Raw genomic sequence first — 23,939 nt, 5'->3', positions numbered from 1 at the left:
TGGCGGGGCTTTGTGTTATCTGTCCGCCAGCGCCGCCAGTTCGGATCGGAACGGCTCCGGCCTCCGCGCCGCCCGCTCTGGGGTTTGATCGCAAAGGGAGCAGTAGGCGCCCGGATCGTGCCACCCAAAATCGTCCAATCCGGCGGCTTGCGCCTCTATCTCAACCCTTGAGAACGGCATCCGTCGGCGGCCCTGCTCGGCATCGTCCGCCCATTCCAAGAGCCGGCGGCTGGCGAGCAGCCGGGCTTCTGGCGCGTGCGCTGCGCTCCCGGCGAACTGGAAAAGCGCTGCCGGATCTTCCATCTCGAAAACTTTGTCGATTTCAACCATGACGACGGAACGAATTCGCTGCTCGTCTTGGTAGGCGTGAATTTCACAGCCGCGATAGGTCGCGATGCTCTCAATGCGCATGGGTCACTGCCTCTTTCGCCAGACCAGAATTTTTTCGTCACTCGCCTCTGGCGATGCCACAGGTTCTTCCTTTCGAGCCGCCGCCTTCGCCAGCGCTGCGTTGTGGCGGAGCAAGGCGCGGGCGGCGCTCACGCGCGCCGCCGCCGGAGCCGTCGCGTCGCCGGCGATAGTCTCGAGGACAGCCACAGGGTCGACCGGCTTTTTTCCCGTCCGGCGGCGTTTGGGCTCAGGTGTGGACGTGGTCATGGGTCGGTCCTCCGAAGATAAATCACATATGCGGGCGCGGTGTTGTGCGCGTGGCACTTCGTTCGGTGGCCGCCCTCTAGAGCCTATGGGTCTGCAATCCACCCCTCCCCGGCATGCGTTTGCCGAGCCTGCGGCTTTCGCTGGCGCGTTTTGATCCCTCTCCGCTGTACGCGCGGCTTCCGATCGATCTTCGCGCACGGGCGGGCTTCCTTGTGGGCGCTGCGCCGGAGTTGGCATGAGCCAGCGCGGAAGCGGGTCCATCGACGTTGCCAATACGCTCTGCTCTGGCGTCTCTGGCGTCTCGGGCTCCGGCCGGCGCTCGGGGCGCGGCCGGCGCGTCTTGTGCCGGTATCGTCTTGGGTCTCTCATTTCGTCACAGTCCGGGCTTCGCGCCGCGCGAGGCGGGCGCTGAGCGCCGCCTCGTCGCGCTGCATTTCCTCCGCCTCGTCTTCATAGGTCGCCCTCAATCTTATGGTCACGGTCTGGTCGCTAGCGAGGTTGTGGATTGTGAGCGTCTCCGGCCAGCCGGGAACCGGCGCGGTCCACCATTCCATCAAGTTTCTCGGGGCGTTGTCGTTCATGCGGCAAGCCGCTCTTGCTGGCGCGCGATGCGGGCGAAACGCGCCCGGTCGGCACATTCCTCGGCGCTGAGCCGTTGCACGTCGTCCATCGCTCGGTAAATGTCGTCATCGCTGAAACCAAGGGGCCGAAGTAGCTCGAGCGTCTTGTTCATGCTCACGCCGCACTCCCGGTTGAGCGCCTCGAGGTCGTTCAAATAGGCGTGACACCGGCCGGCGGACTGGAAGGCGATCACGCGGCACAGATGGGCAACTTGGACAGGGAGCCACGCCAAGAGCGCCGAGCGGCCGTTTTCAATTGTGGCGCATGTCGCAGGTGTGACTGTCGCGTGTGTGACAGGATCGGGTGTGGCTGTCGCGTGTGTGACATGCGCGGCGCTTGGGAGCGCCGCTGTCGCGTGCGTGACATTTTCAGGCTGTCGCTGGCGCTGTCTCTCGCGCTGTAGCCGCTTCCGAAGAGCAGCCGGCGAAATGCCAATGTTTCTCGCCTGTTCTGCTAGGGTGTCACGCTTTGTCGCGGGTCTGTCCGCACCACAAGTATTATATATATTGGCTGCGGACACACTCGCGACATCAGGTGTGACATGCGCGGCGCGCCTTACGCGCGCCCGCAGCGTGTCGGGCTTCACACCCAACTTTCGCGCCTGTGACGCCAGACTGTTCGCCTCGTAGTCCTTTCGCTCGGCCATTCCATTTGCCCTTCGCTGTTGCTGCTTCCGTATCCTGTCTTTCGCCCGGCGCTCGGCGGCGCGCGCTATACGGCGCGCGGCTAGGTCGTCCGAGTTCCAGCCTGCCGGCCATATGAGCCACACCCGCAACTTTTCTCGCGTCTCTGGCGTCATGCCGATCGCGCGACCGAGCGAGGATCCATCCGTGAGAAGGTGCGCGCCTACAGCCAGCGCCTCGGCGGCGCCGGCCTCAGCCTCGGAGAGAATGTGCTGAGGAACCTCTGCTAGCGTCGCGAACGGCGCGTTTCTGCCCCAGCACAGCGCCGTTGCTGCATTAGCTCTCGGCCATGTGTGACGGTCGCCGGCGACGAAATGCACGCCATTGGGAATGGCCATCGTCTCGTTTGTGACTGCCCTTGCGAATTTTCGCCAAGGGAAGCTCGGATCGTCGCGCGTGTGGCGCGCGATCTTCTGCAATTGCGCCCGACGAAGGCGCGCGACGGGAAGCCATGTCGCCTGTGCTTCGGATAGGGGCACACTCATCGCGCACCCCCTTGCGCGTCTCCGTCCGCAGCGTTACGTTCCGTCTTGGCGAAGCAAGCCTTTTTTCTATTGGCGCCGTCCCGGTTTCCACCCGGGGCGGCGTTTCTGCGTCCGGGGTCTGGCGGCGGCTTCGTCCCGTTCCCGCGTGAACCGCCCCGGGTTTGCCGGAGGCCGTTTCGTTTGAGTCACGCCGCCATGGCGTGCTCCTCGATTTGCGCATAGTAGCGCGCTTCTGCCTCGGCCGGCGGAATGTTTCCGATCGGCTCCAGCAATCTCTTGTTGTTGAACCAGTCCACCCATTCAAGCGTGGCGAACTCCACCTGCTCGAGGCCGCGCCACGGTCCGCGCCGCCAGATCACCTCGGCCTTGTAGAGCCCGTTGATCGTCTCGGCGAGCGCGTTGTCGTAAGAGTCGCCGACGCTGCCGACTGAGGGTTCGACACCGGCGTCCGCAAGTCGCTCCGTGTATTTGATCGAGACATATTGCACGCCGCGGTCGCTGTGATGAACGAGACCGCCGCGAAGAGGCTGTCGATCGCACAACGCCTGTTCCAGCGCGTCGAGCACGAAGGGCGTCTGCGCCGAACGCGAGACTCGCCACCCGACAATCCGCCGGGCGAAGACGTCGATAACGAAAGCGACATAGACGAAGCCCTGCCAGGTCGCGACATAGGTAAAGTCGGCTACCCACAGCCGGTTTGGCCGATCCGCCGCGAACTGTCGGTTCACCTTGTCTCTCGGACAGGGCGCCTTGCTGTCGCTCACAGTGGTTTTTGCCGGCCGACCGCGCACGACGCCCTGCAAGCCCAGGCGCCGCATGAGCCGCTCCACCGTGCAGCGCGCGACATCCTCCCCTCGCGCCGCAGCTGCCGCCACACTTTTCGAGCGCCGTAGACGGAGAAGTTCTCCGCGAACACGCGGCGGATCTTCTCGCCGAGCGCCCGGTCCCGACGCCCCCGCGTCGACAGCTTCGTCTCATCGCGCCGCTGCGCTGCATGCGAGCGATACGTCGACGGGGCGATCGGCAAAACCTTGCAGATCGGCTCGACCCCGTAGCTCTCCCGGTGCGCGTCGATGAAGGCGATCATGGTTTCGACCGGCGGTCGAGCTCCGCCTGAGCAAAATACGCCGAAGCCTTCCGCAAAATGTCATTGGCCTGCCGGAGTTCGCGGTTCTCCCGCTCCAGCGCCTTCAGCCGCGCCCGTTCGTCCGACGTGACGCCGGCGCGCGAGCCGGCGTCTCGCTCCGCCTGTCGGACCCAGCCGCGAAGCGTCTCGCCCGTGCAGCCGATCTTCCCGGCAATCGAGGCGATCGTCGCCCATTGCGAGGCGTGGTCCCCCTGGTGCTCCAGCACCATCCGAACCGCCCGCTCCCGAACTTCAGGTGAAAATCTGTTCGATGTCTTCTTCTTCGCTTCCATAGCCCCAGTCTCTCAAGAGTTGGGGCCTCCGGCAAACCCGGGGCAGTTCAGCGTTTTGACACTCGCTGGAAAAGCCCTTGCGTTTCAATGCGGGCTGTTTCGATGTTTGACGCTGCAAGCCGCTGATTTTCTTGCTGGCGTGCAACCCTGCCGGGGCCGCCAATGCCTAACTTCCAAGCGATTCTGTGTCGCTCTAAGCGCGGGAAATCGTGATCAGGAGGTAGCACGCGAACAGAAAGAAGAGCAGGGAAGCCCACCCCAGAAGATGCGATAGAATGAGGGTCGCCCGGGTGCGCTTGTTCGCCTCCGTGGCGGATTTGGCCAAGTGGTCTCTCTCGGCTTCGACTCTTCCCTTAAGCTCTTCGTTTCGCGCCGTCTCAGGATGGGTCAGGCGAATGTCTCCGATCTCTCGCGAGCAATCGAAGTTTGCGTTCTTGGCTATTGCGTCGAAATTGTAATAAGTCGCCAAAGCGCACATGAAGGCCGAGAAAAGGCCGGTGGCGAAGGCAAGCCCCGGGCCAAGGATTATTGGGAATTTCTGAGACCACGGCATGTCTCCTATGCCAAAAAGGCCGCGGTCACGGGAAGGGATCCAAGCCCAGCCGCGTTGATCCAGATGAGGTTCGTCAGGATGAGCTTGGAGAAATCGACGGCGCTACGCTGCGCATCGCTGAATTGCTTATGGTAGAGTTCTCTGACCCTCAACTCCAGTTCCTGCCACCGAATGGGGTCGCCAAGATTGGTCATCGCGCCTGGAAAGCTACGCTGGCCGAACTGTTATAGTCAAGCTATCGGCGAGAGATTGCAGTTCGCGTCCGCGCTCGCGGTTACAAGATCGCCTGCGGTCGCCATGCCCTGGCGCGCCGCATTACCGGCGGACTCATCTCCAGCACATCCAGTTGACTGCCTTGGACACAACCATTAAGCTCAAGCACAACTTTAAAGGCCAGAGCTCTGTGGATTTTTAGCAGCCGGCCGATTTATTACTTTGGTTATAGGTTGCGGTATGAGTGACAAGCTCAATGAATTGATCGCCGATCATTTGCTTGCTGTGCGCGCGTTCCGCCATGCCTGTGATCAGCAGCTTGGTCCGAAAATCGAGGATGAAGCCTTCGAGGCTGAGGAACTCGCCATGATGGCGCTGTGCAGCTATCCGCCTGGAAACATCGAGGAGGCCCGTCGCAGGGCTTGTTACCTCCTGCTAACGAGATTCGCCGCTGATCTGACGATGGAGGGCCTGGCTCTCCTGCAATCGTTCACCGCGACGGGCCCGTGATTTGTTCGTTAATTTGGGCGTGGGTCTTTTCAGTCGGAATCAATCTTCCTTTTCCGGCTTGTATTTTTTGACCTCGCGGGAAAGTTCAGCGCCGGTTCGGGCGTCATATTCGATCTCGACCTTCCGATTGTCGGGGGTCAGGATGATAACTTCGTAGATGAGCCTGCCGTGCTCCTGCTCCAGTTCGATCTCCTTGACCGTTCCGGCGACAGAGGCGCGCGCCTGGTCGAGAACGCGCTCCATCGGGAGAACGCCATTGACGTCTGGCGGATAAAATATGTCCTCGAGAGGGCCGGCGGAGGCCGGGGCGATCCCGGGAAGGGCGAGCAGCGCGCACGCCATGAGCAATTTGAGGCTGTTCATGTCTTTTTCCCCGCAAGGCTGAAAACGTGCTCAAGCTTATGCGCGTCGGACCGGGAAAGAAAGAAGAAACGCGGCAACCCCGTCACGCTCGCCCGCCGCCTTCCTTTCCGCCTTCGATCCGTTCAGCCACGAGATAGAGCGGCCGGCCTTTCACTTCGTTGAAAATGCGCGCGATATATTCGCCGAGTACGCCGAGCGAAATGAGTTGCACCCCGGAGAAGAAGGCGATCGACACGACGAGCGTCGGAAAGCCCGGCGTATCCACGCCGAAAAGCATCGTCCGCGCCCAGTAATAGGCGGCCATGGCCAGCGCGAAAAAGGAGATGCCGAGGCCGACATAGGTCCAGACCTTCAGCGGGATGGAGGAAAAGGACATGATTCCGTCGAGCGCGAATCGGATGAGGCGCGGCAGATTGAACTTCGAGGCGCCGCTTGCCCGGCTTTCGACCTCAAAGGGCACGCCGATGGATTTGAAGCCGATCCAGGCGAAAAGGCCCTTGTTGAACCGCGCCCGCTCGCGCATCGACAGCAGCGCGTCCACCGCCTGCCGGTCGAGAAGCCGGAAATCGCCAGCGCCGGGCGGCAGTGAGACATCGCCGAAATGATCGATGAGTCGGTAGAAGAGCCGCGTGAGAACCGCCCGGAGTTTCGGATCCGTAGCGCGGTCCGTGCGCTGGCCATAGACGTTCTTGTAGCCTTCGCGCCAGCGCGCGACGAAGCGCGGGATGACTTCCGGCGGGTGCTGGAGGTCCGAATCCATGATGACCACGGCGCGGCCGCGCGCGTCGTCGAGACCGGCGGCGATGGCGACCTCTTTGCCGAAATTGCGCGAGAAAGAGAGTGCGCGGAAGCGCGGTTCGGCGGCGCAAAGGGCGCGCAGCTCGGGAAGACTGTCGTCGTGCGAGCCGTCGTCGATGAATATGGCTTCGAACGCGAGGCCAGTTCCTTCGAGGGCCGGCACGAGCCGCGCCGCGAGCGGGCGCAAATTCGCGCGCTCGTTGAACACAGGGATGACGACCGATATATCGGGAGTCTGGGGTCTGTCGCTCATGGCGCCGTTTCAAGCAGAAATTCGGGGCGGGGCATAGGCGCAAACGGGAGCTTGAGGCAATGGCGCGGGACCGGATCATCGCCCTGTGCGCGGACGACTACGCCCTGTCCTACGCTGTCAGCGTCGGCATTCTGGAGGCGCTCGACGCCGGACGCTTGACGGCAGTCTCGGCGCTGGTCAATGGGCCGCGCTGGCCCGCCATGGGCCGCGAGTTGCTTCGCCGCTCGGAAAACGCGGATGTCGGCCTGCATTTCAACCTCACGCTCGGCCGTCCGCTCGGCCCAATGCCCAAATTCGCCCCCACGGGAGCCTTCCCACCGATCGCGACGGTGGTGCGGATGGCCATGCGCGGCAAGCTGCCTCTCGACGAGATTCGCGCCGAGATCGACCGGCAATTCGACCGCTTCGAGGCGGTCATGGGGCGCCGGCCCGATTTCGTGGACGGCCACCAGCACGTGCACGGCCTGCCGGGGATTCGCGACGCGCTGATCGAAGCCATGGCGGTTCGAAAGCTCGCCGGCCGCGCCTGGATCAGATACCCCGGCGACGGGCTTCATCGCATTCTGATGCGGCGGGCGCATGTGGGCAAGGCGCTCGCCGTGCGGGGCTTGTCCTCGGGGTTGCGGCGTACGGCAAGACGGCATGGCTTCGCGACAAACGAGGGTTTTTCCGGCTTTTCGGATTTCCACCCCGGGAAGGATTACGCCAAGGCTTTCGAGACCTATCTGCGCGCGCCGGGGCGACGCCATCTGGTCATGTGCCACCCTGGCCATGTCGATGAGGAGCTCGCGGCTCAGGATCCGGTGACGATTACCCGCGAGCAGGAACTCGCCTTCCTGCTGTCGCCGCGCTTGCCCGAGATGCTGGAAAAGCGCCGGCTGAAACTCGCGCGCCTCAGCGCCGTGATGACTTGAGGTCTCGCTCCAGTCAGTAGACCGTATCGAGCAGATCGTAATAGGAAAGGTCGAGATACCCCGCGTCCTCGCCGCGTCGCCTGAAGTTCCAGTCGTTGAACCAGTCGAGCGTAGGCCAGAAATGCGCGCTGTTGCGCAGAACGCCATAGCGGTTCCGAAGCGCCTTCCAGTCGTCGAGGGTCTGGACCGAACGCAACTCTTTCAGGAAGGCGGGCGCCTGGGCGAGATCCAGCTCCATGAAGAGGTTGGGGAATCCCCCGATGATCGTCGGATAGACGCTCATCGTGTATTCGTCGGGCAATGCCTCGCCATTCTGGAAGAAGAGATCGAACTGCGTCTTGTAGACGCGATTGGCGATCAGCGAATAGACGCGGGATTCTCGTCCGTGGTTCAAACGCAGTAATACGACGCTCGGAAGAAAGCGCGGGAACTTATAAGCGGTGGTCTCGGTCAGCAGCGAGACCGCCTTGATCCAGCGCCCGTAGCCGTCAATCGGCTGGTCAAGCGAAATCTTTGGTTTGACGAGGGGATTGAACGCATCGACCGGCCCGCTGATCGCCGGACCCAGGCGCGCCTGAATGCGCGCGACCACGTCGAGCAAGGGGCTCGGCGCGGCTCCTGCGATTCCTCCGGGCAGATTGCTGTCGGGGAAGGGCACGAGAAAGCGCCCGACAGCGCCGAACGCGCCCTGCGACCAATTCCGGCGGATCGGTTCGCGATCTTTCTCGGGGAGCAGGAGCAGAAAATTGTCTTCCATTTCCTGTCGTAGGAAATTGAAGAAGACCAGCGTCTCGAGCTTCCCGAGATCGCCCTCCCAATATTTGTAGCTCGCCACCGTATCGTAATAGAGACGCTCGAAGCCGCTGTAGCCGATCAGCCATTGGCTGCGCGGAACGCCGCCCTGACGGCCCTTCATCACAGAGACATTGGTTTCGTGCCGCAGGACGGTGAGCCAGGCGTTCGGATTCTTTCCGTCGCCGTTCCAGATGGCGTCAATGGTCATGCCCTCGGGCGTCAGCTTCTTCTGCGCCTTCGCATAAGCCTCGACATATTCGGCGTCGCCGATGGGAAAGCGGTCCATCATGGTGGACCAGGTTTCGAGCCCGAGTTCCGGGTCCTGCACGGACGGGTCGTGACGCGGGTCGAGGAAATTGACCCAGAAATGATCCTTGACGGCATAGGTCGCCGTCTGTCCCAGGCACACGGGTCCATAGGTGATCCCGCCGACGATCATTTCCGAATTTTCGAGCAGGAACAGGGAGCGCGCCTCCGCCGGAATCGCCCGGTAGATTCGGAACGGATTGCCGACGCCCCAGGGCGGGTTCATGTCCTGCGTTTTGTCCCAGTCGCGCGCGAAGAAAAGCTGTCCGAGATGCGCGAGCGATCCTTTGTTCAGGCGCCAGACGAAATGGTTTTTCTGTACTCTCGGCGTCGAGACCTTCTGAAGGCGATACCAGAACTGGTCCACCCCCGCGTAAGTGTAAGGATTGTCATAGGGGAGAGGGGTGTCGATGACCTCGACCGGAAGATCGACCGCCGCCTTTCCCTCGGCGTCTGCGCGGCGCGCGGGGGTCTTGGACCGTACGAGACGGAAGAAGTCCCCCGGGCTCTCCTCGAGGACGATGCTGGCCTGATAGACGTGATCGAAGATGTAACGGGCGACCAGCCGATGGCGCGGGTCCGGGTCGTTGAGGAACGCCTCCCAGTCGCCGACAGCCGCCCGGCCGTTGACCGCCCCGGCCCGTTGCAGCGACTCCGGCGTGGGTGCCGGCGAGCCGTTGGCCACCCAGGCCGCGAGTTTTTCGATCTCCGCGCTCGAGAGGGCCGGCAAGCCGAAGGGCATTCCAGCTGCGGGATAGGAGTCGAGATGAGCGTTCAGCGCCTCGGGGGTCGCCGGGCATCGGTGGCTGTAGCGCCTGGCGTAGAGCGGCATGACCGCCGCGCGCGAGAAGCCCGGCTGATTATGCCGAGCGCCGGCGGAAACCATCTTGTAGAGCAGGGACCGGTCGAGCCGGTCCGCGGACGACCCCTCGCGTTCGAGGATCGGATAGAACCCGCGCTGGCGCCACTCCTGCGTCGTCTGCGCGAAGTCCATATCGACGCGCGGGCTGGCCTCGACGTGGCTGCTATAGGGATTGACGCCGAATCCGCCGCGATCGACGCCGCGGAAGGAGTCGAGTTTCACGTTGCAGGGCGAGCCGAGACAGCCGTGACAGGCGATGCAGCGGCGATTGAAGATCGGCTGGATGTCCGTCGTGTAATCGGGCGACGCCGAAGGAGCCGGACCCGTCTGCGCCGCCGCAGGACTCATCCCGTCGCATCCTGACAGGAACAGCAGCACCGCGACGACAGCCTTCAGAAGCCAGGCCAAGCGAAGGGAGGGTCTCGTCGGGTCCATGAAACGTCGCTGTCGCTTTGGGGCGGCAGCAATCGCCCTCGCGCATGCTGTCCGCCGCTCCTGTGGTCAGCGGAGATTAACAAATCAGAACTTGGCCGCAATCGACGCCGGGGGCGTGTCCACCGGAAGATCTCAAGTGATGTCGATATCGAGCCCCAGGTCGAGCACGCGCGCGGAGTGGGTGAGAGCGCCGACCGAGATGAGATCGACGCCGGTTTCGGCAATGGCCGCCACCGTCTCCAGCGTCACGCCGCCCGAGGCTTCGCAGATCATGCGCCCACCGACGAGCGCCACGGCGGCGCGCAGGATTTCGGGCGGCATGTTGTCGAGCAGCACCGCGTCGGCCCCTTCCGCAACGACCTCTCCGAGCTGATCGAGCGTATCCACTTCGATCTCGATCTTCGTCAGATGGCCGACGAAGGCCTTGGCGGCGCGCAGGGCAGGGACGACGCCGCCGGCGACGGCGATGTGATTGTCCTTGATGAGCACGGCGTCATCGAGGCCAAAGCGGTGATTGGCGCCGCCCCCGCAGCGCACGGCGTATTTCTCCAGAGCGCGCATCAGCGGCGTGGTCTTGCGCGTGTCGCAGACGCGCGCCCTCGTGTCGGCGATGCGCGCGGCGTAAAGCGCCGTGAGCGAGGCGACCCCCGACAATCGGCCGAGATAGTTCAGCGCCACGCGCTCCGCCGAAAGAATCGCGCGCGCCGGGCCTTCGATGCGCGCGACGATTGCGCCGGGCTCGATGGCGTCGCCATCCGCCTTCCAGGCTTCGAAGCCGACGGTCGAATCGATCTGCGCGAAAGCCGCCCGGGCGAGCGGCAGGCCGGCGACGACGCCCGCCTCGCGCGCGGCGATCACCGCGCGCGCCGTGACGCTCCTGGGGATGATCGCCTGGGTGGTGACATCCCCGGCGCGGCCGAGGTCCTCCGCCAGCGCGGCGCGAACGGCGTCCTCGACGAGGAAGGGAGGAAGATCAAAATCCATGAGCCTGAGCCCTTGCAATGATGACGGCCTGATTTCCCGCCCCCTTGCGGGCAGGGGCCAGCGGTAGGGAGCGGCGATCTCGATTGAGGATCCAGGGCGCCCCACCCGACCCCGCTTCGCGGGGCCACCCTCCGCGTGAAGGGGAGGGATGGGCGTCGCGCCCGCGGGTTCGCCCCTCCGCGCTCATGCGCCGGCCTCTTCGGCGATCCGCAGGGCCTCAGCCAGCGTCATGCGCGTGCGATGCGCCAAAGCGGGATCGGCGTTGGGAAAATCCGAGCGGAACTGCGCGCCTCTGCTCTCGCGGCGGGCGAAGGCGGAAGCCGCGATCAGCAGCGCGGTGGTCAGCATGTTGGAAATCTCGATGTCGCTCGTGCGCGAGGAAAGGCGTCGGATCGCCTTGAGCGCCCCCGCGAGACCGGCGGCGTCGCGAATGACGCCGACATTCGCCGACATCAGGTCGCGCAACTCCTCCACAATGGCGAAGTCGCGGTCATGGGCGAGCGGCTCGGCGCGATCCGCCATGACGCGCGGGTCGATTTCCGGCAATTCGGCGGCCGCGATGTCGGCGGCGGCCCGCGCGCCGAAGACAACCGCCTCCAGCAGCGAATTTGAGGCGAGCCGGTTGGCGCCATGCACGCCGGTCGAGGCGACCTCGCCGATGGCCCAGAGGCCCGATAGGCTCGTGCGGCCCCGCCTGTCTGTCCAGACGCCGCCCATGTGATAATGCGCGGCTGGCGCGACGGGGATCGGCTGCGTTACCGGGTCGATGCCGGCCGCCGTGCAGCTTGCGTAGACGTTCGGAAAGCGACGCGGGAACTCGGCACCGACGGCGGCCCGCGCGTCCAGAAAGGCGCCGCGCCCGGCCCGAATGCTGGCGAAGACGCCGCGCGCGACGACGTCGCGCGGCGCGAGCTCCCCCGCCGGATCGACGTCGAGCAGGAAGCGCCCGCCGTCGCGGTCTACGATGGTCGCGCCTTCGCCGCGCAGCGCCTCCGTCGCGAGCGGGGCCGGATCGGCGTCAATGTCGATGGCCGTCGGGTGGAATTGCACGAATTCCGCGTCGGCGATGGCGACCCCGGCGCGCGCCGCCATGGCGACGCCGACCCCGCGCGCCTCCACCGGATTGGTCGTGAGACGGTACAAATGGCCGACGCCGCCAGTCGCCAGCACCAGGGCCGAGCAGGGAATGTCGCAGATGCGGCCCGAATCGTGGCGCGCGCGCACGCCGACGATGCGGCCTCCGTGCGTGATGATCTCCTGAGCGGAATAGCCGGCGACAACTGTGACGGAAGGCGTCCGCGCGACCTCTCTCTCCAGCGTCTCCATGATGGCGCGCCCGGCGGCGTCGCCCATCACGCGCACCACGCGGCGATGCGAATGGGCCGCCTCGCGCGAAGGCGCAAAGGCGCCCCCGTCGCGTCTGTCGAAAGGCGCGCCCATTGCGGCGAGATCCTCGACCCGGTCGCGCGCCTCGCGCGCCATGCCGAGCGCAATCTCACGGTCCACGATGCCGGCGCCGGCCGCCACCGTGTCGTCGGCGTGCCGCTCCGGCGTATCGCCTTCCTCGACCGCAGCGGCGATGCCGCCTTGCGCCCAATAAGAGGAGCCGCTCGACCCGACCGGCGTGGGCGCGAGGATGGCCACCGGGTGCGGCGCGAGCTTCAGCGCGCAGAAGACGCCCGCAAGGCCGCCGCCGACGATGACGATGGGAGGGAGCTTGCCCGGCATCGGCTAATCGAGCGAGACGGCGGCGAGCCGTTCGAGCGCCGCCGCCTCTCGCGCCACGGCGGCGGAGACGAGCGCGCGGGCGCGGTCGGGCAGGGGCAGAGCAAGCGCCGCGCCGTGGCCCTTGGGCGACATTTTGCACAGCGTCTTGCCGAGAATGTCGACGATCTTTTCGTCCTCGTAACCTTGGTATTTGGCGAGGAAATCCTCGAAATAATATTCGAGGAAGACGATGGCGGCGACATTCTCCAGTGCCTGCGATTCCGGGTCTTTCTTGAGCTGCTCCTTGCGAATCAAAGCGCCGACATGGGCGATGGCCGCTTCGTCATAGCCGTGGGCGCACATGATGCCGCCGGCGAGACGGGCATGATGATCCCGGCAGGCGCGTCGCCAGTCGTTGTAGCCGCGGCGTCCCTCCGGATAATCGGCGCGTGGGATTTCCCATCGGCGCAGATGCTGGGCGCGGGCGGCGATCTTCAGAAGGTCGGACGCTTCCGGATAGAGGGCCGAAAGGCGGGCGCTCATGCGCTCGGCGTAGAGGCTTTCGTAGGCCCGGCCGTCCGCCTTGCGGGGATCTTCCGCGTTGGCGGCGTCGATGGCGGCGAGTGTCGCTTCGAGGGACGGCATGTCGTCTTTCTACCCCCTCCCCAACCCTCCACCGCTTTCGCGGGAGAGGGAGCAGAGCGTGAATTTTATCGGCGCTGCCGATCGGGAGCGTCCCCTCTCTCGCCCTATGGGACAGGGAGGGGACGTGCTCACCCCAGGTCGATCATCCTCTGCACGCTGCGGCGCGCGCGTGCGGCCGTCGCCGGATCCACGACGACTTCCTCACGAATCTCCAGCAGTGCGTCGAGAATCCTGGGCAGCGTGATGCGCTTCATGTGCGGGCAGAAATTGCAGGGCCGCACGAACTGCGTTCCCGTCGTCTCCGCCGCGATATTGTCAGCCATGGAGCATTCCGTCACGAGCATGACGCGCGCCGGCTTGTTGTTGCGCACATAGTCGATCATCGCCGCGGTGGAGCCGGAAAAGTCCGAGACCTCCACGACTTCGCGCGGGCATTCCGGATGGGCGATCACCTTCAGGCCCGGATGGTCAGCCTTGAAACCGAGAATTTCCTCAGCCGTGAAAAGCTCGTGCACCTCACAGGCGCCGTGCCAGGCGATGATCTTCACCTTGGTCTGCGCGGCGACGTTCTGCGCCAGGAATCGGTCCGGGACCATGATGACGCGGTCGACGCCGAGGCTCTCGACGACCTTCACCGCGTTGGAGGAGGTGCAGCAGATATCTACCTCCGCCTTCACCTCGGCCGAGGTGTTGACATAAGCGACGATCGGCACGCCCGGATATTCGCGGCGCAGCCCGCGAATGTCGGCGGCCGTGATCGAGGCCGCCAGCGAGCAGCCGGCTTCCGCGTCCGGAATCAGCACGGTCTTGTCGGGATTAAGGATCTTCGACGTCTCGGCCATGAAATAGACGCCGCCCTGCACGATGACGTCGGCGTTCGACTGCGCGGCCAGCTTGGCGAGCTGGAGGCTGTCGCCAATGTAGTCGGAAACGCAGTGATAGATTTCTGGCGTCTGGTAATTATGCGCCAGGATCACGGCGTTGCGCGCCGCCTTGAGGTCGTTGATCGCCTTCACATAAGGCGCGTGAAACGGCCATTCGACCGGCGGAATGACCTTGGAGACGCGCTCGTAGAGATGCGCGGTCGCAGCCTCGACCTCAGGCGTCCATTCCAGATTCGGACGTGGCAGCCTGGGGAAACGCCCCTTGGGCTCCAGGCGGGGCGCGGGCGCAAAATCGAGTTCGGCGGTGGGGAAGGTCATGGCTCCCGTGCCCTTCTATCCTGCTCTGTCGTCTTATGCTCAATATGAGTATAAGAGGGTCCTACAAAAACCCCGTAGCGGCAGCCGCCCGGAGCTCCAGTCAGCCGGAACTTAATGACAGGCGACCGCGCCTGCAACCCCAGCCGTGGCGCGCACATATGCTCGGATAGAGTATAAATCAAGGCGGATGAGGATGGGCCGGAGCGATGCAACGCGCCGTGTGCCGGGGATCCTATGGGGAGGGTGGCTTTTTCGCCGCGAGAGTCGTTCTTTTCTCCCCTCTTCACGGGTCGCGGCCCGCACGAAAGCTGCTATAGACCTTCGCCATGCAGGCCGACGCCAGAATTTTTCCGCACCGCCACCTTCTCGGCATCGAGGGGCTCAAGCGCCCGGACATAGAGACGCTGCTCGACATGGCCGAGCAGGCTGTTGAAGTCTCCCGGCAGGTCGAGAAGAAACGCTCGATTCTGCGCGGGCGCACACAGATCAATCTTTTTTACGAGCCCTCCACCCGCACCCAGGCGTCTTTCGAGATCGCGGGCAAGCGGCTCGGCGCCGATGTGATGAACATGTCGGTGGCGCGATCTTCGGAATCGAAGGGCGAAACGCTGCTCGACACGGCGATGACGCTCAACGCCATGCGGCCCGACATCATCGTCGTGCGTCACGCGCAGGCGGGCGCGGCCCATCTGCTCGCGCGCAAGGTCGACTGCTCTGTCGTGAACGCCGGCGACGGCGCGCATGAACATCCGACTCAGGCGCTGCTGGACGCCCTGACCATCCGCCGCAACAAGGGGCGAATCGAGGGGCTCGTCATCGCCATCTGCGGCGATATTCTGCATTCCCGCGTGGCGCGCTCGAACATTGTGCTGCTCTCGGCGCTGGGCGCGCGGCTGCGCGTGGTGGGACCGTCGACGCTCGCGCCCGACAGTATTTCCCGGCTCGGGGTCGAGGTGCATCATGACATGCGCGGCGGCCTCTCGGGCGCGGACATCGTGATGATGCTGCGGTTGCAGCGCGAGCGCATGTCTGGCGCGTTGACGCCGAGCGCGCGGGAATATTTCCACTTCTATGGGCTCGACGAGGAAAAGCTGTCCTATGCCGCGCCGGGCGCTCTCGTGATGCATCCGGGTCCGATGAACCGGGGCGTGGAGATCGACTCCTCCGTGGCCGACAGCGGCCGCTCGCTGATCCGCGAGCAGGTCGAGATGGGCGTCGCCGTCAGAATGGCCGTGCTGGAGGCCCTCGCGCAGCATCTCCCGAATGTGTAAGATCGCCTCAAAACCGGTCCATACGGACCTTCAAAGGGGTGCGAAATGCTCAAACTGCTCCGTTTCATCGGGCTCGTGTCGCAGTCGATCTTCATCCAGTTCGTCCACCTGTTCGGCCTCGTCGCCTTCGCGGCGTCGGCGGCGATCGGCTGGTTCCGCCTGCCCTCGTGGCTGGTGCCCGTCGTGGCGGTGGTCTGCGGCGTGGTCTCGGACAAATTCCTGGATCAAAGCGCGGTGACGACGATCCTCGAAAAGGCGCACAACGCCAATCAGCGCGGCGGCTTCTTGATCGTCGTCTATTTCATCATCTGCGCGGTCGGCTATGTGGCCGGCGCCTATGGCCGCCACTATCTGCGCGACAGGAGCTTCGCGCCGGCGGCGTCCAAGGAGTAATCCTGAGCGCAGGCGGATTAAAGAGAGCTGGGCGGTCGAACCGCCCGGCTCTTTTCTTTTGTCAGAGGCCCTCGAACAGCGCCGTCGACAGATAGCGTTCGGCGAAGGAGGGGATGATCAGCACAATGTTCTTGCCCTCCGCCTCGGGACGGCTCGCGATCTCCAGCGCGGCCGCCACGGCGGCGCCGGACGAGATGCCGACGGGAATCCCCTCGATGCGCGCCAGCAGCCGCGCGGTCTCGAAGGCGGTCTGGTTGCCGATCGTCACGATCTCGTCGATGATCCCCCGGTCGAGAATTGGCGGCACGAAGCCGGCGCCGATTCCCTGAATCTTGTGCGGTCCCGGCGGGCGTCCGGAGAGAACGGCAGAGTCCTCGGGCTCGACAGCCACGACGCGCAAAGACGGATTGCGCTGTTTCAGGACTTGGCCCACGCCCGTGATGGTGCCACCCGTGCCCACGCCCGAGACGAAGTAATCGACGTGGCCGTCGGCGTCGTTCCAGATTTCCTCGGCGGTGGTGACGCGGTGGATTTCCGGATTGGCCGGATTTTCGAACTGCTGCGGAATGACGGATCCGGCCGTCTCCGCTTGAAGCTCGGCAGCCTTGGCGAGCGCGCCCTTCATGCCCTGCGCGGCGGGGGTCAGCACGAGTTCGGCGCCCAGAAGCGCGAGCATCTTGCGCCGCTCGATCGACATGGATTCGGGCATGACGAGAATGAGCCGGTAGCCGCGCGCCGCCGCGACGAAGGCGAGCGCGATACCGGTGTTGCCGGAGGTCGGCTCGATCAGCACCGACTGGCCGGGCGTGATCTTGCCGGCCTTTTCGAGCGCGTCGATCATGGCGACGCCGATGCGGTCCTTGACGCTCGCGATGGGATTGAAGAATTCGAGCTTGGCGAGGAGATTGGCCTTCACGCCTTTTTCCTTGGCCAGCCGGTCCAGCCGGACGAGAGGCGTGTCGCCGATCGTTTGGGTGATCGAGTCGTAAATCCGGCCCCGGCCCGGCTTGGCGGGGGGCGTGAAAGGCTTGTCCTTCGACATGTCCTGCTCCGAGAAAGAAATCAGATCGACAGCTTGACGCCGACCGCCGCCATCATCGTCGCCAGCGCCGGCCTCAGATAATGGTCTGGCACGCGGGCGGCGAGATGGCTCCCGATGGCGATGCCGGGCAGGGAGCCGACGAGCAGCGAAAACAGCAACAGCCAGTCCACGCCGCCCATAAGCCAATGCCCGAAGCCGGCGACGAAGGTCAATGGCACGGCATGGGCAATGTCGGAGCCGACGAGACGCACGGTCGGCGCGCGCGGATAGAGCGCGAGAAGGATCGTCATGCCGAGGGCGCCGGCGCCGACGGAGGAAACCGACACCAGCACGCCGAGAAAGGCGCCCAGCGCCATCGTCAGGCAGGCGACCCGACGGTCTGAGAGATTGTCGAGATGATGGGCGATGTAGTCGAGAATCCAGCGCCGGAAGAGAATGGCGGCGGCCGTCAGCAGCAGCGCGAAGCCCAGCGCCGAGGTGATGAGCCCGTTCGCCGCGTGGCCAGCCGCCTTGCCCAGCCAGGAGAGGGTGAGCAGGGTGATGATGGTCGCGGGGATGGAGCCGCAGGCGAGGCGTCGCGTGATCCGCCAGTCGACGGTCCCGTTGAGCGAATGGACGAGCGTGCCGTTGCTCTTGGTGATGGCGGCGTAGAGCAGATCGGTGCCGACCGCGGTCGTCGGCGCGACGCCGAACAGCAGCACCAGGATCGGCGTCATGAGAGACCCGCCGCCTACGCCCGTGAAGCCGACAAGCGTCCCGACGATGAAGCCGGACACGGAATGGAGCGGGTTGAACGCGTGGAGCGCATCGGCGAAAGCGAACATGGGCGGGCGGCTCCTGCCTATTTACTCAATAATTATGTGCAATTTTCCGAGGCACATAATTCGTTCGTCGAATAAGTGGCGCAAAAGCGGGTCGGCGTCAATCTCTTAGTCTAGTAAAAGAATAAAGAATATCGGCGTCAAGCTCCGGGCGTATATTAAAAAATTCGAATATGTGATTAAGTCACGAAAATACGCTCCTGATCCGGAGTAACGTCCAGGTCGTCCGGCGGTTCGCGCGCGGCGGCCGAATCTGTGGTAAGTTTGGGAATGCTGACGAAAAAAGCGAAATACGGGCTGAAGGCGATGGTTTATCTTGCCGGAGTCGAGCCCGGCCAGACCGCCCTCGTCGCCGATATCGCGTCGGAGAATCAGATCCCGAAGAAGTTTCTCGACGCCATTTTGAGCGAATTGCGCAACGCCGGTTTCGTCCACTCCAAAAAAGGCAAGGGCGGCGGCTATATGCTGGCGAAGGCGCCGGAGGAGATCGCCGTCGGCAACCTGGTGCGCACGCTCGACGGGCCGCTCGCGCCGATCCAGTGCGCGAGCCGGCGTCTCTATCGGAAATGCGACGACTGCGTCGACGAGGCGCATTGTGCGGTGCGGCTTGTGATGCTTGAAGCGCGCGACGCCATTGCACGCGTGCTCGATAACACGACGCTCGATCAGATGCGGGCGCTCGGCGAGGCCGGGCTGAAGCTTCTGGAGAGAAAGCGCAAGAAGGCCGCCGGACCGGCGGCCATGGACATGGCCTGAGCCTGAACCTATAAAGCCCGCGCCGGCGTCAGGCCGGAGAATCTGCGGGAAACAGAGGCCGGCGAACGCCGGGAAGCGAATGTCGGAAGCAGCGGTGGCGACGATTCGTCGGAATGCGGAGCAGGGACAGGCGGCGGCGGAGCTGCGCCGCACCATGGTCGAACGCCAGCTGCGACCCTTCGATGTGACGGACGTGCCGCTGCTCGAGCGTTTCCTCAATGTGCCGCGGGAATTATTCCTGCCCTCCAGCCAGTCGTCCGTGGCCTACTCGGACCTCGCCGTGACGGTGACGGGCGCCGCTGGGCGCCGCCGCACGCTGCTGCCGCCGCTGGTGCTCTCGCGCATGCTGCAGGGCGGAGAGCCGCGACCGTCCGAGAAGGTTCTGGCGATCGGCGGGGCCGGCTATTCCGCGGCGATCCTGTCTGGACTCGTCGGCGACGTCGTGGCGCTCGAGAGCGACCCGGAACTCGCGGATCGCGCCAAGGACGGCCTTGCTGCCATTGGCGCCGGCAATGCGCGCGTCGAGATCGGGCCGATGGAGATGGGCTTCGCCGCGGCTGGCCCCTATGACCTTATCTACGTCGAGGGCCGCGTCGAGAGCGGGCTCGATACGCTTTTCGGCCAGCTCACGCCGAACGGCCGGCTTCTGGCGATCGTGACTCCGGAGCCCGGCGCCGGCCAGCATGTCGTGCGCTACGAGCGCCAGGCTGGCCAGCTCGCGGGGCGCGTGTCGCTGTTCAGCGCCAACGCCCCTGTTCTGGAGGGGTTCGCGAAGGCGCCAGGGTTCACCTTCTGAGCGCCGCCGTTTCGCCCCATTCGCGTTCCTAGCGTTTCCTGTGCCGCGTGTCGCCGCGAATCGGCATGCGCGGAGCGTGCGACCTGTCGTGTCTTCGGCGTTCTGCCGGAAAGTTGAGGGGGAAGGCAGAGATGGACAGTGCGGCGATGAGCCGGCCGCAGGCGGACCTCCGCGGGTTTCTCGCGCGCAGCGCGGCCGCCGCCCTGGCGCTGCTGTCCGTCTGTTCCAGCGAGGCGCGCGCCGAGTCGCTTCTCTCCGCCCTCGCGCGGGCCTATTCCGGCAATCCCGATCTGAACCAGAGCCGCGCGGCCGTCCGGGTGCGCGACGAGGATGCGCCCAAGGCGCTCGCCGGCGCCCGCCCCAAGGCGAACATCCAGGCTTCGGCCGGTCCGCTCTACGGCAATCTGCGCTTTCCTGGCGGCAGAAGCCCGACCACCGGGCAGCGGCAGTTTCTGCTCGAGGAATATACCGGCTATCCGCGCGGCGCGACGCTGAACATGTCGCAGACGGTCTTCGACGCGGGCCGCACCGACAATTCCGTCAAACAGGCCGACTCGAACATCTTCGCGGCGCGGGCGACCATGCGGCTCACCGAGCAGGCGATCCTTCAGAACGGCGCGACCGCCTATATGAACGTGCTGCGCGACACGGCGGTTGTGAACCTGCGCAAGAACAACATCTCGGTGCTCGAGCAGCAGCTCAAGCAGACGCAGGACCGCTTTCAGGTGGGCGAGGTGACGCGCACCGACGTCGCGCAGGCGGAGGCGTCCGTGGCGCAGGCGCGTTCGGAGCTCTACGCCGCGCAGGCGCAGCTCAAGAACAGCATCGCCAACTACCGCCAGATCATTGGCGACGAGCCGAAGAATCTCGAACCGGGCCGCTCCCTCGAGCCTTTGCTGCCGAGTTCGTTGAACGAGGCGATAGAGGTCGCGCTCGTCGAACATCCGGGCGTCGTGGCGGCGCTGCATCAGGTCGACGCCGCGGAACTCGCCGTGAAGGTGGCGGAGAGCGCGCTGGCGCCGACGGTTTCGGTGAATGCGCAGGTGTCGCAGCAATGGGACTCCTTCCTCGGCATTCCGGGATCGCGGCAGTTCTCGGCAGCAGCCTCCGGCCAACTGAACGTGCCCCTCTATCAGGGCGGCGCCGAATACGCCTCGATTCGTCAGGCGAAGGAGCAGTTGGGGCAGGCGCGTCTCAACGCCGATTTGCAGCGCGACAGCGTGCGCGCCAGCGTGGTCTCAAGCTACGGACTGCTCGAGACCGCAAAGGCGTCGATCGTTTCCGGCCAGGCGGCGGTGAAGGCGGCGGAGACGGCGCTCGCGGGCGTGCGGGAGGAGGCGAAGGTTGGCCAGCGCACAACGCTCGACGTGCTGAACGCGCAACAGGCGCTGCTCAACGCGCGCGTCGGCCTTGTCATCTCGCAGCGCGACCGCGTCGTGGCTTCCTATGCGGTTCTCGGCTCGATCGGCCGTCTCTCCGCTCAGGAATTGCGGCTCGACGTGGCCCTTTACGACCCGAGCATCCATTATGATCAGGTCAAGACGAAGTGGTTCGGCGTCGAAACGCCGGATGGGCGGTGAGCCTCGGGTGGTGACAGCGCGCCGCGAAAGGTGTGGAATTCCCTTTCGTCGAGTTGATTCGCGCTGGCCGTGAGGTCACACATCCTGGAGCTTGTCGCGTCGCGGCAAGACGCCAACCACTTCAGAAAGCACTCCATGAGCGCAGCGAACGCGTCCGCCCCGTCGTCGCCTTCTCTTCAGGAAGAGATGCGCGCGCATGAGCCGTCGATGGAGGAGATCCTCGCCTCCATCCGGCGCATCATCGCGGACGATCAGGCGACGCCGCCGAGCCGTCGCGACCGCGAGACGCGCCTTCTTCGGCCCGATGTCGAGCTCCGAGCTGGAGAGACGGCGTCCGCCGCGCAGAGGGCCTATCCCGCTCCGGCGCTCGAGGCCGCCCCGTCGGTAGAAGTCGAGGATTCCGAACCCGCGCCGGAGCCGGAAGAGGTCACGCCGCCGCCGGCCCCCGTGGTCGAAATTCGCCAGCTCCGTCTCCATCGCGCCGCGCCGCCGCCGCTCACGACCGCGGAAGCGCCCAAGGCTGAAGAGCCAATGGAGGACGCGCCCGAAACGCCTTTCGAGCCGGCTGTGAAGGAAGAGATCGTCGAGGAGGCGCTGGTTTCCGCCGACACGGCGTCCTCGGTCGCCTCGCATTTTCAGGCGCTGACGGCGAGCATGTTCCTCAATGACAGCGGCCTGCTCCAGAAATATGCGCAGGACATGATGCGCCCCATGCTCAGGGAGTGGCTGGACGACAATTTGCCCGTGATCGTCGAGCGGCTGGTGCGCGCAGAAATCGAACGGGTCGCGCGCGGCGGCCGCCGGTAAGAGACGACTTCACGGCTCGTTAACGCTCGCTACAGAAGTTGGCGTTAACCTGCGCATATGTTCAGATGGCTCGTTTTCCTCCGTTCCCTCGTGCTTCCCGTCCTGCTGTATTGCGTGGCGGGGACGGTGGCTTCCTATTTCGTCTGGCACGGGGTCCATGGTCAGCGCGGACTGAAGACGGGCGAGGAATATGAGCAAAAGCTCGCGCAACTGAGGCGGGAGCGAGACCTGCTGCGATTCGATCGCATGCAGTGGGAGGCGCGCATCGCCCTGATCAAGGGCGAGAAGATCGACGCCGACGTTCTCGAGGAAGAGACCCGCAAGCGCCTCGGCCGCGTTCACAAGAACGAGGTGGTGATCCTGCTGCCGCAGGAAGGCGAGCGTTAGCGCGCTTTCCGCCGAAGTGGGAACCGGTTCCGCGACAGAAAGCGCGACGGACAAGAAGCTCGAGCCTCGATCCGATTCCATCGGATCGGAAAAGGCTCCAGCGCGTCTCCTGGAGGCTTACTTTCGCGCGTAACGCGCGGTGAGCGTCGGCGGGCCGTCGCTGTGCACGAGCCCGCGCAGAACCAGATCTTCCAGATGAGCGAAGACCGTCATGGCCGCGGCGCCGTGCAGGCGTCTGTCGACGCTTTCGTAGATGCGCGCGACGATGGCGGCGATCGTGTCGTCGCCAGCCGCCAGCCGCTGGAGGATCGCCGCCTCCCGCGCGCGGCGGTGATGCAGCAGCGCGCGCAGATAGCGTCGCGGCTCCTGCACCGGCGCGCCATGGCCGGGCCAATAGATTGCGTCGTCGCGCTGGCGCAGGCGTTCTATCGAGGTCATGTAGTCGGTCATCGAGCCGTCCGGCGGCGCGATCACCGTGGTCGACCAGCCCATGATGTGATCGCCGGTAAAAAGCGCCTTTTCCTCGTGGAGCGCGAAACAGAGATGGTTGGCCGTATGGCCGGGCGTTTCCAGCGCCTCGATCGTCGCGCCGCCGAGATCGAGACGAGCGCCTTCCCCGAGGGTCACATCGGGCGCATAAGCCGTGTCATGCGCGGCGTCGAGGCCGGGGCCAGTCAGCTCGATATCGGGAGGGGCCGCATAGGGGGCGCAGCCGGCGATGGTCGCGCCGGTCGCCTCCTTCAGCGCGCGCGCGGCGGGCGAATGATCCCGATGCGTATGGGTGACGAGAATGTAGCGCAGCCGCTCCCCGCCAATGGCCGCGAGCAAAGCCGCGATGTGACGCGGATCGTCGGGGCCGGGGTCGACGATGGCGACGTCGCCCGCGCCGAGAATGTAGCTGCACGTGCCTTTATAGGTGAAAGGCCCGGCGTTGGGCGCGACGACGCGGCGCACCAGAGGCGAGACGCGCTCCGTGTTGTCCAGACCCGGCGCCGCCATTCACTTCCTCCGCCCCGCGAAAAGGCGAAGATAGAAAATCCGCACGGCCGTTTCAAAGAGGCGCGGGCGAAAGCCGCCCGCGCCGCCGTCCTTTACATGGGGAAAAGCGCGCCCTCGCGCTGGAGAAGGTTCTCCATCATGTAGCCGATGCGTCCGTCGTAATTGACCTGACACCAGCGGGTCTGCCAGCCGCCGACGCAGCCGCCCTGATTCACCCTGGAGCCGCCGGGGACAGCGACGATCACAGGATATCTGGCTCCCGGTCCCTTGTAGAGATTGGCGAGTTCCGTCGTCACGACCGGCGCGACGACGACATTATTGCCGGAGGGCGCGAGCACGCCGGCGGCCACATAGCCCGAAACCTGCCCATAGGAGACCTTGCACCAGTCGCGCTTCCAGCCGCCGCCGCAGTTCAGGACCTGCACATCGGCGCCGGCGGGAATGGTCGCGATGACCGGCCATTTTGCGCTGGGGCCGGAGCGGACGTTCGCGGGGCTCGAGACGGGCGCGGCAAGCGCCCCGGCGGCCATAAGAACGGCCGGGACAAAGGCGAGGTGGAAAAGAGATTTGCGCATGCATTTGCTCCCGTTCAATTTTTTCTGTTTGCGACAAGCCGCAGGTTAACGGCGGGCGACGTCGAATGGTTCCGCCCGTGCGTTGGCAAAGCCGCGTTAGTGCAATC

At 65.0% G+C, this 23,939-nt stretch carries 25 protein-coding genes, 1 pseudogene and 1 other annotated feature; of the genes and pseudogenes, 9 read left to right on the top strand and 17 right to left on the bottom strand.

Annotated elements, in window-relative coordinates; all coding sequences use genetic code 11:
- Positions 1-15: 15 nt before the first annotated feature.
- The 6 genes and pseudogenes from WOC76_RS12475 to WOC76_RS12450 form a co-directional block, all read right to left on the bottom strand.
- Positions 16-411, bottom strand: a complete 396-nt coding sequence (locus tag WOC76_RS12475) for a hypothetical protein (RefSeq protein ID WP_341106505.1) — start codon at positions 409-411, stop codon at positions 16-18.
- Between the two features lie 3 nt (positions 412-414).
- Positions 415-657 (bottom strand): hypothetical protein, encoded by a 243-nt coding sequence (locus WOC76_RS12470; protein WP_341431433.1) that lies wholly within the window; start codon positions 655-657, stop codon positions 415-417.
- Between the two features lie 365 nt (positions 658-1,022).
- On the bottom strand, positions 1,023-1,238 hold the full coding sequence (locus tag WOC76_RS12465) for a hypothetical protein (protein ID WP_341106506.1): 216 nt from the start codon (positions 1,236-1,238) through the stop codon (positions 1,023-1,025).
- A complete protein-coding gene (locus WOC76_RS12460) occupies positions 1,235-1,432 on the bottom strand; it encodes a hypothetical protein (protein ID WP_341106507.1) in 198 nt (65 codons plus the stop codon). The genes WOC76_RS12465 and WOC76_RS12460 overlap by 4 nt, the downstream gene beginning before the upstream one ends.
- Before the next feature lie 1,199 nt (positions 1,433-2,631).
- Positions 2,632-3,865: pseudogene (locus WOC76_RS12455) on the bottom strand (IS3 family transposase).
- Positions 3,459-3,575 (bottom strand) — a sequence feature (AL1L pseudoknot). Its footprint overlaps the pseudogene before it by 117 nt.
- Positions 3,866-4,423: 558 nt before the next feature.
- On the bottom strand, positions 4,424-4,612 hold the full coding sequence (locus WOC76_RS12450) for a hypothetical protein (protein WP_341106509.1): 189 nt from the start codon (positions 4,610-4,612) through the stop codon (positions 4,424-4,426).
- Between the two features lie 259 nt (positions 4,613-4,871).
- On the opposite strand from WOC76_RS12450, the gene WOC76_RS12445 reads away from it, so the two are divergent.
- Positions 4,872-5,141, top strand: coding sequence for a hypothetical protein (locus tag WOC76_RS12445; RefSeq protein ID WP_341431432.1), 270 nt, complete (start codon positions 4,872-4,874; stop codon positions 5,139-5,141).
- A gap of 39 nt (positions 5,142-5,180) precedes the next feature.
- Here WOC76_RS12445 and WOC76_RS12440 read toward each other — a convergent pair whose 3' ends face one another.
- Positions 5,181-5,504, bottom strand: coding sequence for a PepSY domain-containing protein (locus WOC76_RS12440; RefSeq protein WP_341106513.1), 324 nt, complete (start codon positions 5,502-5,504; stop codon positions 5,181-5,183).
- 82 nt (positions 5,505-5,586) lie between these two features.
- On the bottom strand, positions 5,587-6,555 hold the full coding sequence (locus WOC76_RS12435; protein ID WP_341388536.1) for a glycosyltransferase family 2 protein: 969 nt from the start codon (positions 6,553-6,555) through the stop codon (positions 5,587-5,589).
- Positions 6,556-6,614: 59 nt separating this feature from the next.
- On the opposite strand from WOC76_RS12435, the gene WOC76_RS12430 reads away from it, so the two are divergent.
- On the top strand, positions 6,615-7,469 hold the full coding sequence (locus WOC76_RS12430; RefSeq protein ID WP_341388534.1) for a ChbG/HpnK family deacetylase: 855 nt from the start codon (positions 6,615-6,617) through the stop codon (positions 7,467-7,469).
- A 13-nt stretch (positions 7,470-7,482) separates the two neighbouring features.
- Here WOC76_RS12430 and WOC76_RS12425 read toward each other — a convergent pair whose 3' ends face one another.
- The 5 genes from WOC76_RS12425 to nadA all read right to left on the bottom strand — a co-directional run bounded on the left by WOC76_RS12425 (position 7,483) and on the right by nadA (position 14,405).
- Complete coding sequence (locus WOC76_RS12425) at positions 7,483-9,840, bottom strand: fatty acid cis/trans isomerase (RefSeq protein WP_341388532.1); 2,358 nt, start codon at positions 9,838-9,840, stop codon at positions 7,483-7,485.
- A gap of 159 nt (positions 9,841-9,999) precedes the next feature.
- Positions 10,000-10,851, bottom strand: a complete 852-nt coding sequence (gene nadC, locus WOC76_RS12420) for a carboxylating nicotinate-nucleotide diphosphorylase (RefSeq protein WP_341388530.1) — start codon at positions 10,849-10,851, stop codon at positions 10,000-10,002.
- Positions 10,852-11,034: 183 nt separating this feature from the next.
- Entirely contained in the window at positions 11,035-12,579 is a 1,545-nt protein-coding gene (locus WOC76_RS12415) for an L-aspartate oxidase (RefSeq protein ID WP_341106521.1), read from the bottom strand.
- Between the two features lie 3 nt (positions 12,580-12,582).
- Positions 12,583-13,203: a DUF4202 domain-containing protein gene (locus WOC76_RS12410; protein WP_341431431.1), complete on the bottom strand. Its 621-nt coding sequence runs from the start codon at positions 13,201-13,203 to the stop codon at positions 12,583-12,585.
- A gap of 128 nt (positions 13,204-13,331) precedes the next feature.
- Positions 13,332-14,405, bottom strand: coding sequence for a quinolinate synthase NadA (gene nadA / locus WOC76_RS12405; RefSeq protein ID WP_341106522.1), 1,074 nt, complete (start codon positions 14,403-14,405; stop codon positions 13,332-13,334).
- 326 nt (positions 14,406-14,731) lie between these two features.
- Here nadA and WOC76_RS12400 point away from each other — a divergent pair, with 326 nt between their 5' ends.
- On the top strand, positions 14,732-15,676 hold the full coding sequence (locus WOC76_RS12400; protein WP_341106524.1) for an aspartate carbamoyltransferase catalytic subunit: 945 nt from the start codon (positions 14,732-14,734) through the stop codon (positions 15,674-15,676).
- A gap of 45 nt (positions 15,677-15,721) precedes the next feature.
- Entirely contained in the window at positions 15,722-16,069 is a 348-nt protein-coding gene (locus tag WOC76_RS12395) for a hypothetical protein (protein ID WP_341106526.1), read from the top strand.
- Between the two features lie 61 nt (positions 16,070-16,130).
- Here WOC76_RS12395 and cysK read toward each other — a convergent pair whose 3' ends face one another.
- Together cysK and WOC76_RS12385 are read right to left on the bottom strand one after the other, a co-directional pair.
- Positions 16,131-17,111: a cysteine synthase A gene (cysK, locus tag WOC76_RS12390; protein ID WP_341388525.1), complete on the bottom strand. Its 981-nt coding sequence runs from the start codon at positions 17,109-17,111 to the stop codon at positions 16,131-16,133.
- Positions 17,112-17,131: 20 nt separating this feature from the next.
- On the bottom strand, positions 17,132-17,935 hold the full coding sequence (locus WOC76_RS12385; protein ID WP_341106528.1) for a sulfite exporter TauE/SafE family protein: 804 nt from the start codon (positions 17,933-17,935) through the stop codon (positions 17,132-17,134).
- 267 nt (positions 17,936-18,202) lie between these two features.
- On the opposite strand from WOC76_RS12385, the gene WOC76_RS12380 reads away from it, so the two are divergent.
- The 5 genes from WOC76_RS12380 (at position 18,203) to WOC76_RS12360 (ending at position 22,258) form a co-directional block, all read left to right on the top strand.
- A complete protein-coding gene (locus WOC76_RS12380; RefSeq protein ID WP_341106530.1) occupies positions 18,203-18,688 on the top strand; it encodes an RrF2 family transcriptional regulator in 486 nt (161 codons plus the stop codon).
- 79 nt (positions 18,689-18,767) lie between these two features.
- A complete protein-coding gene (locus WOC76_RS12375) occupies positions 18,768-19,484 on the top strand; it encodes a protein-L-isoaspartate O-methyltransferase family protein (RefSeq protein ID WP_341106533.1) in 717 nt (238 codons plus the stop codon).
- Between the two features lie 131 nt (positions 19,485-19,615).
- A complete protein-coding gene (locus WOC76_RS12370; RefSeq protein WP_341106535.1) occupies positions 19,616-21,064 on the top strand; it encodes a TolC family outer membrane protein in 1,449 nt (482 codons plus the stop codon).
- Between the two features lie 135 nt (positions 21,065-21,199).
- Positions 21,200-21,871, top strand: coding sequence for a PopZ family protein (locus WOC76_RS12365; RefSeq protein WP_341106536.1), 672 nt, complete (start codon positions 21,200-21,202; stop codon positions 21,869-21,871).
- Between the two features lie 126 nt (positions 21,872-21,997).
- On the top strand, positions 21,998-22,258 hold the full coding sequence (locus WOC76_RS12360; protein ID WP_341106537.1) for an FtsB family cell division protein: 261 nt from the start codon (positions 21,998-22,000) through the stop codon (positions 22,256-22,258).
- A gap of 117 nt (positions 22,259-22,375) precedes the next feature.
- On the opposite strand, the gene WOC76_RS12355 is transcribed toward WOC76_RS12360, so the two are convergent.
- Together WOC76_RS12355 and WOC76_RS12350 are read right to left on the bottom strand one after the other, a co-directional pair.
- Entirely contained in the window at positions 22,376-23,257 is an 882-nt protein-coding gene (locus WOC76_RS12355) for an MBL fold metallo-hydrolase (protein WP_341106539.1), read from the bottom strand.
- Between the two features lie 92 nt (positions 23,258-23,349).
- Positions 23,350-23,832 carry an SH3 domain-containing protein gene (locus WOC76_RS12350; RefSeq protein WP_341106540.1) on the bottom strand — a complete coding sequence of 161 codons (483 nt, stop codon included), beginning with the start codon at positions 23,830-23,832 and terminating at the stop codon, positions 23,350-23,352.
- Positions 23,833-23,939 lie beyond the last annotated feature (107 nt).

The sequence above is a fragment of the Methylocystis sp. IM3 genome (assembly GCF_038070105.1).
Classification (GTDB): Bacteria; Pseudomonadota; Alphaproteobacteria; order Rhizobiales; family Beijerinckiaceae; genus Methylocystis.
The sequence above is the reverse complement of the archived record's forward strand: the minus strand, read 5'-3'. Positions and strand labels throughout refer to the sequence as shown.